The sequence below is a fragment of the Candidatus Zixiibacteriota bacterium genome (assembly GCA_034439475.1).
Taxonomy (GTDB): domain Bacteria; phylum Zixibacteria; class MSB-5A5; order GN15; family FEB-12; genus JAWXAN01.
Genome location: JAWXAN010000066.1, coordinates 26,458 through 33,211, shown reverse-complemented (window position 1 = coordinate 33,211; position 6,754 = coordinate 26,458). Strand labels below are relative to the sequence as shown.

3 protein-coding genes are annotated in these 6,754 nt (G+C 50.4%); all 3 read left to right on the top strand.

Features of this window, described 5'->3' with window-relative positions:
* The coding region (locus SGI97_09525; protein MDZ4724126.1) for a T9SS type A sorting domain-containing protein at positions 1 to 4,424 on the top strand (4,424 nt) is incomplete at its 5' end.
* A 71-nt stretch (positions 4,425 to 4,495) separates the two neighbouring features.
* Positions 4,496 to 5,515, top strand: a complete 1,020-nt coding sequence (locus SGI97_09520; protein MDZ4724125.1) for a T9SS type A sorting domain-containing protein — start codon at positions 4,496 to 4,498, stop codon at positions 5,513 to 5,515.
* 181 nt (positions 5,516 to 5,696) lie between these two features.
* On the top strand, positions 5,697 to 6,698 hold the full coding sequence (locus SGI97_09515) for a Stp1/IreP family PP2C-type Ser/Thr phosphatase (GenBank protein ID MDZ4724124.1): 1,002 nt from the start codon (positions 5,697 to 5,699) through the stop codon (positions 6,696 to 6,698).
* Positions 6,699 to 6,754 lie beyond the last annotated feature (56 nt).

Sequence of the window (6,754 nt, the reverse complement as noted above, 5' to 3'; positions counted from 1 at the left end):
CAGCTGTGGTTTCGCCCGCGGCAATTGCCGCATTTAATCTGTCCCAATTTGTCTATCGCAATAACAATATTGATTCGACTAACTTATACAATCAATTCTTGTTTGGTGCAGCGCGCATTTTTGGCAATGGCTTGGCGCCGTCGGTCACCAGGCAGCTTATAGCGACCTACAACTGGGATGTGCCGGGCTGGACGGTTAATGACTCCATTGTCATTGATACCAATGCCTTCTCCTCCGGCGCGATTATGAAATTTGTCCCCTTGGTTGGGCTATCCTTTAAACCGAGCTGGGGGCAAAAGCTCATCATTTTTGATCCGAATCGTCCTGAACCGGGTGCCACACTTGTTGTTGGTCCTGGTTCGCTGACTTTCGCAGCCACCCAAGGCGGCGCAAATCCAGCAGCACAGATTCTCAATGTGACCGAGGCCGCCGCTATCGCGACAGCCTACACATCTGCCGAAACTGCAACATGGCTGTCATTGACAACGCCAAACGGTACAACCCCCGGAACTATTACCGTCAATGCCAATCTCGCAGGCCTGGCTCCGGGAACATACACTGATACTGTGACTGTCACAGCCATTACTGCGGACAACTCGCCGATAAAAGTGCCAGTCACATTTAACGTCGCAGCTGCCCCGAAAGTGCTCGTGGTTGCGCCAACTGTACTCAACTTTTCGGCGACCGAAGGCGGCGCAAACCCTCTGAGTCAGTGGTTTGATGTAACCGAGGCTGGTGGAGGCGCTATTGCCTATTCGTCATCCGAGCCATCATTATGGATTACTTTAACTGATCCTAACGGTACAACGCCCGATTCAGTTGGTGTAAATATAAACATTACTGGCCGGGCTGACGGAAGTTATACCGACACCGTTACGGTCTCTTCAGGCGCGGCGAACAATTCACCGCGTAAAGTTGCTATAAACCTCACCATCACGCCCGCACCAATTGATTTGGTTGTCGAGCCTGATACTTTATTCTTCACTGGCGTAGTCGGCGAAGCCAATCCGCTCAACCAATCTTTTAACGTTGATACCGATGGCGACCCGGTCAGCTTCACTGCCACTACATCCGCAACATGGTTGTCTCTTACCGGTGTGTCGGGTACTACCCCCGATGAAGCCCAGGTATCGGTCAACATCGCCGGTCTTCTTGCCGGAGTACTTGTTGATTCTATAACTGTGTCCTCAGGTGCGACGGTCAATTCTCCTCAAAAGGTGATCGTAAAGCTGACTGTTTCAGCCGCAGACACCAAATCACTTGTGGTCGCTCCGTCTACTTTGGATTTTAATGCTGTCCAAGGCGCCTCAAACCCGGTTTCGCAGTGGTTTGACGTCACAGAACTTGGCGGGGAAGCAATAGCTTACACCTCCGTCGATGGTGCGGCTTGGCTCTCACTTACTGATGCCGATGGAACAACACCTGACTCAGTCGCTGTCAACGTTGACATTACTGGCCTAACCGCAGGCGTGTATGCCGACACCGTAGAAGTTGCATCGGTCGATGCCGATAACTCACCACGGTCAGTCGTTGTTATCCTTACCGTCACAGAGGTATTTGTTCCGATGACTATGGTAGTGGAGCCGACTGTGCTTAACTTCTCAGCCTATATCGGCCAATCGAATCCTCCCAACCAGTCATTCCGGGTTACAGAACTCGATGGCGGCGCACTACCCTTCAAGCTCTTGGAGACGTCTACTTGGATTTCGCTCGATAAAGCATTCAGCACAACCCCTGACTCAGTAAATGTCTTTGTCGACTTTGACGCATTGTCTGCTGGCACATATCGTGACTCTATAAAAGTGTACTCGGATGCGGGTGAACCGGTCACCAATGGCGTCCAGTGGGTGTATGTAAATCTGACGCTTCTTGACTGCCCCTCCCTGACTATCGTGAATGACAGCGGAAGCTTCTCAGACACCATTTTTGTCACGCTGTATACAACCGAAGGCGTTGCTGCTTCCTTTAGCGCGACACCGACGCTCGAAAGTTCATTGTCCCCTGACGAACTCGATTGGAATTCCGAGATCGGCGCTGGCTTTGATGTCACCCCGACAAGCGGAACAACCCCGACTGAATTGACAGTCTCATACGAAGCAACTTTTGCCGATGCTGGCACCTTTACTTCGTACACGACTTTCTACACCGAATACGGTAATACTGCAGGCGAAGATCTCTGCTACTCCGAAGTCACATACTGTGTGAATACAATTGTGACCGGAGCCGTTAGCAGCGATACGGTTCGCGTCTCGAACGTTCCGGCTGTTCCCGGAATGACGGTCTCAGTCCCTGTTGATTTCAGCAATAGCTGCCCGACAACAATGATGTACGCCAAACTCAGTTGGAACTCTGCTTGGTTGTCGCTTGAGTCGGTTGATTATTCTGACTCACGTGTCGAATATGTCACCATCAAACAAGCCAATATCAACAATGGCACGCTCACGGTCGAATTAACTGTCGACACCGATGGTCAGGCTTCGATTGCCCCGGGATCAGGTAACTGGTTAAATCTCAACTTCTCTATCGCCTACGATGCCACAGCCGGATTCTATCCGATAACTTTAGCCGCAGGCGGTGACAGCTCCCTATGGTTTGCCCGCAACTGCGGTAACAACGAAACCGAGACACCGGTCTTTATTGCCGGTGGAGTGGTTGTTGATACGTCCGTCAACTATGTCTGCGGTGTAGTTGTCGACGATGAAGGAAACGAAATAGAAGGGGCAACAGTCCTTCTCTATTCCGATTTCCCGAATGGTTCGCCTATCCAGACGACTACTTCCTCAAGCTCAGGCGGCTTTGCTTTCACTGACTTCACTGCGGTGCCCTTTGATCTCTACGCCTACAAAGAAGGCTATTACTCCGGTGAGCTTCTTGATCTGAACTTTGGAGCAAAAGGTGTGGAGATTATTCTTACACCAGTTGCGACATTCACACAGACCAGCCAATGGGTCGATTACTATTGCGACGGCAACACCTATTTTGACGCACCTCTGCCGGTCGGAACAGTCGTCGAAGCCTACACCGGCAGCTTGCTTGTCGGTCAGTTCTGGGTAACTGAAGCCGGCAAATACGGTTTCATGCCGGTCTATCGCGCAAGCGAAGGCTTCCCGTATAACGATGACGGCGCCACTACTGGTGATGTCATCACCTTCAAAGTCAACGGCGATGAAGCTCTTACTAATGGCGATGTTACCTATCCCGCCGACGCTTTTCCTCCGGTTGAGGTCTGTCTTGAAGCTGGCGCGACAATCACAAAAATCTGCGCCCTCTCCGAAGGCTGGAACCTTGTATCTTGGTCAGTCAACACCGAAACCGACGGTATCGAGTCTATCCTTGGCGCTTACTGGGATAAGATTGATGTCGTTCTTGGCTTTGAACAGGGCGGACTCACCTACGATCCAGAACTGCCCCAGTTCTCAACCCTCTGGTATGTTGACCATCTCAGCGGTTACTGGATAAAGGTCAAAGCAGGTCAGGCATTCAGCCTCGAAATCGAAGGCGTTCCTGCTGCGGTCAATACCCCGATTCCGGTCACAACCGGATGGAATTTGGTCTCCTACCTTCCTTCGGTTGTACTTGCCCCGGTCGATGCCTTGGCTTCGATTAGCGATAAGCTTCTCTTTGCTTACGGCTGGAGCAATGGTATCCTAATCTACCAGCCGGGCTCGCCGATATTCAATACCTTGGATGAAATGGCCCCATGTAACGGCTACTGGATCAAGGTAAACGCTGCGGAAGACCTCATCTATCCGGGCGGCGATAATGCATCCCCTGCTCTTAGATATAATACTGTAGCTCAGGTAGCAACGGCTTCGGAAGGTGTTACTCCGACAACAGCCTGGGTGAACGTTTATTCACAAAAACTGCAATTGAATAATAGCGCAGTGAAGGCCGGTTCAACTATTACCGCCCTTTCCAAGACTGGTGACCTGCTCGGAGGATTTATCCTGAAGACAGACGGCCAGTTCGGCTTTATGCCGGTCTATGCTGATGCCGATGGTCAGAAGACTGTTGGTCTGGTTCCCGGACAGCAATTCCACCTGGCCATCGATGGAGTGGAAACCGAGCAAACCTTTGTCTGGTCTGGCAATGGAGACAGAATCGAAGTGTCGAATCTATCGACTGCTGGCGGTTCATCCTTGCCGGAAAGCTACTCCGTAGCCCAGAACTATCCGAACCCGTTCAACCCCTCGACTACCATTAGTTACAGTTTGGCCAATGCCGGACTCGCTAAAGTCGAAGTCTTTAACGTTCTTGGCGAGCTGATTGCTATTCCTTTCGAAGGAAGTGCTTCGGCTGGCAATAATACCGTGGTCTGGGATGGCAAGGGCTCTGCCGGTCAAACGGTTGCCTCGGGTGTATACTTCTACCGTCTGACAGCCGGATCATTCTCGCAGACGATGAAGATGATGCTCTTGAAGTAAGATTCGCGATTCTACGATAACATTCCGGCCGGGAGAGATACCCGGCCGGATTAACAACGAACGGATGTGAAGTGAAAAAAACTTTTTTCAGTTTTCTTATCGCCGCCTCTGCCCTTCTTTTCGTCTCAAACACTGGTCAGGCGCAGGAAATTCATCCGACCCCTTTCTTCTGCTCCTTTCAGGATGGCGTCTCTACTTATAACGGTCGACCTCTGCCTGTCGGAACGCTTGTAAGCGCGTTCGATCCGGATGGTATCCTTTGCGGCTATTTTGTCGTGCATACCGCCGGATCATTTGGTTACATGCCCGTGTATGGTGATGATAGCAATTCGCCTGAAGACGAGGGCGCAATCCACGGCCAAATGATTACTTTTAGGATTAACGGACGTCTATCAACCGTTAGTTCGGGCGACGCCACATGGACCAATCAGTCTCTCAAGCAAGTCAGCCTGTCCGCAACCGCGACTGTTGGCCTGTCAGCCATAACGCTTCCGACCAATCGCGCCGGCACGTACGATGACACGGTCAAATTTGAGATGCAAATTAGAAACGATGGCAACGGGATAGACTTCTATGACATCAATGCCTCTGCTGATAATGGAAACTTCGTGACCCTTCCACAGGATTCAGCCTTCTATGCCGACCCATCGGAGATTATCTCGCTCTACTTCGAAATTGAAACCCCGACATTTACTGGCGGCGGCGACACGGTAATTACAATTGACTACGAAGTCATTTCCGCAGCCGATCCGACCGTAAAGTTAACTGGCTCAGTAGATCTCTTCTTCACAATTACTGATGCAGGCGATCCCGATATCACGCTTCCGAGTGGTTTTACTCTTATGCAGAATTATCCAAATCCGTTCAATCCCACAACAACTATCGCATTCAATATCCCATCGAGCACAACTGCTCAATTGGAGATATTTAATGTCATCGGACAGACAGTGGAAGTAATGGATCTCGGACGTCTCGGCGCCGGTGAACACCAAATCCAATACGATGCCTCAGCGCTTGCGAGCGGCGTCTATTTCTATCGACTGACAACGGAACAGACTCATCAGAGCAAAAAAATGATCCTCCTGAAGTAAGCCAGATTTCAAGAAAACGTTCAAAGCCCCGTTAACTGACGGGGCTTTTTTTATTGTCTCTCTGTGTGCGAAAGCCGTACAAACAGCCCTTGGTTATTGAATATAAATCTTGCCTACAAGTCACTGTCCGCCTATTTTTGGCTGTGACAATATTATGGGAACTGCTCAAAGAGGAAAAGTCATGTCGCTGAAGGTCCGCGTTATCGACAAATCAGACAAGGGACTGGTGCGAACCGGTAACGAAGATTTCGTCCATATCGATGCTGAGAACCATGTCTATGCCGTTTGCGACGGTATGGGCGGCCATCAGGCCGGCGAAGTTGCATCAATGACAGCCTCGGAGACAATCTTCGCTCTTTTCAACCATTACAACCGAGAAATACTTGACGACCCAAATCTCGACGTCAAACATTCTCTGCCCCCTTCTGGCGAACTTCTGCTCAAATCTATCAGGATGGCCAACCGGGCCATTCATAGAAAGGCCCAGGAAGATAGTGGCCGTGCTGGGATGGGAACGACAATCGTCGCTGTAGCATTGGAAGCCGATGTCATGTCGATTGCCCATGTCGGCGACAGTAGGGCCTATAAGTTAAGAGGAGACATGCTTGAGCCATTGACACGGGACCATTCATGGGTCGCCGAGATGCAGGCGCAGCAGAATCTTTCAAAAGAAGAAGCGTCGTCAATTGTCGGAAAAAACGTAATCACCCGGGCGCTTGGTGTTCGCGAACGAGTTGAAGTCGATTATCGTATGATTAAAATTACGTCCGGTGATATTTTCATACTCTGCACAGATGGGCTGTGTGGGTTTGCCGATGACGAGGAAATCTTTGCGGTAGCCTCAAAGAGCCCCAATGAGCTTGAGAGGCTCGCCAATAACCTTGTCCAAATGGCCAATGACAGGGGCGGTTCGGATAATGTTTCAGTTGTCGTAATTCAAATTCTTGAAGTACGCGAGTCTCCGCTCCCGGCGCTTGATCTTTTCACTCTCAGTGCCGAAGAGGCGCAACAGTTGGAAGCTGAGGATGAATGGCTAAAAAGAATCAAGGATGACAGCGAAACACAGCTGGCATCGAATGCAAACGTGGACGGCCATAAGCGCGGAGGCGCGATGCTGATGAGTATTTTCGCTCTTTTCGCAATTGTTGCAATTCTTATTATCTATTTCGCTCAGTCGCACTAACGGACAATCATTGCTCGTTCATTAATTTTCTTTATGACACACATTGTGTCGGGCGG

Coding starts and splice junctions, on each gene's coding strand:
- SGI97_09515 (MDZ4724124.1), top strand. CDS start 5,697: ATGTCGCTGAAGGTCCGCGTTATCGACAAATCAGACAAGGGACTGGTG.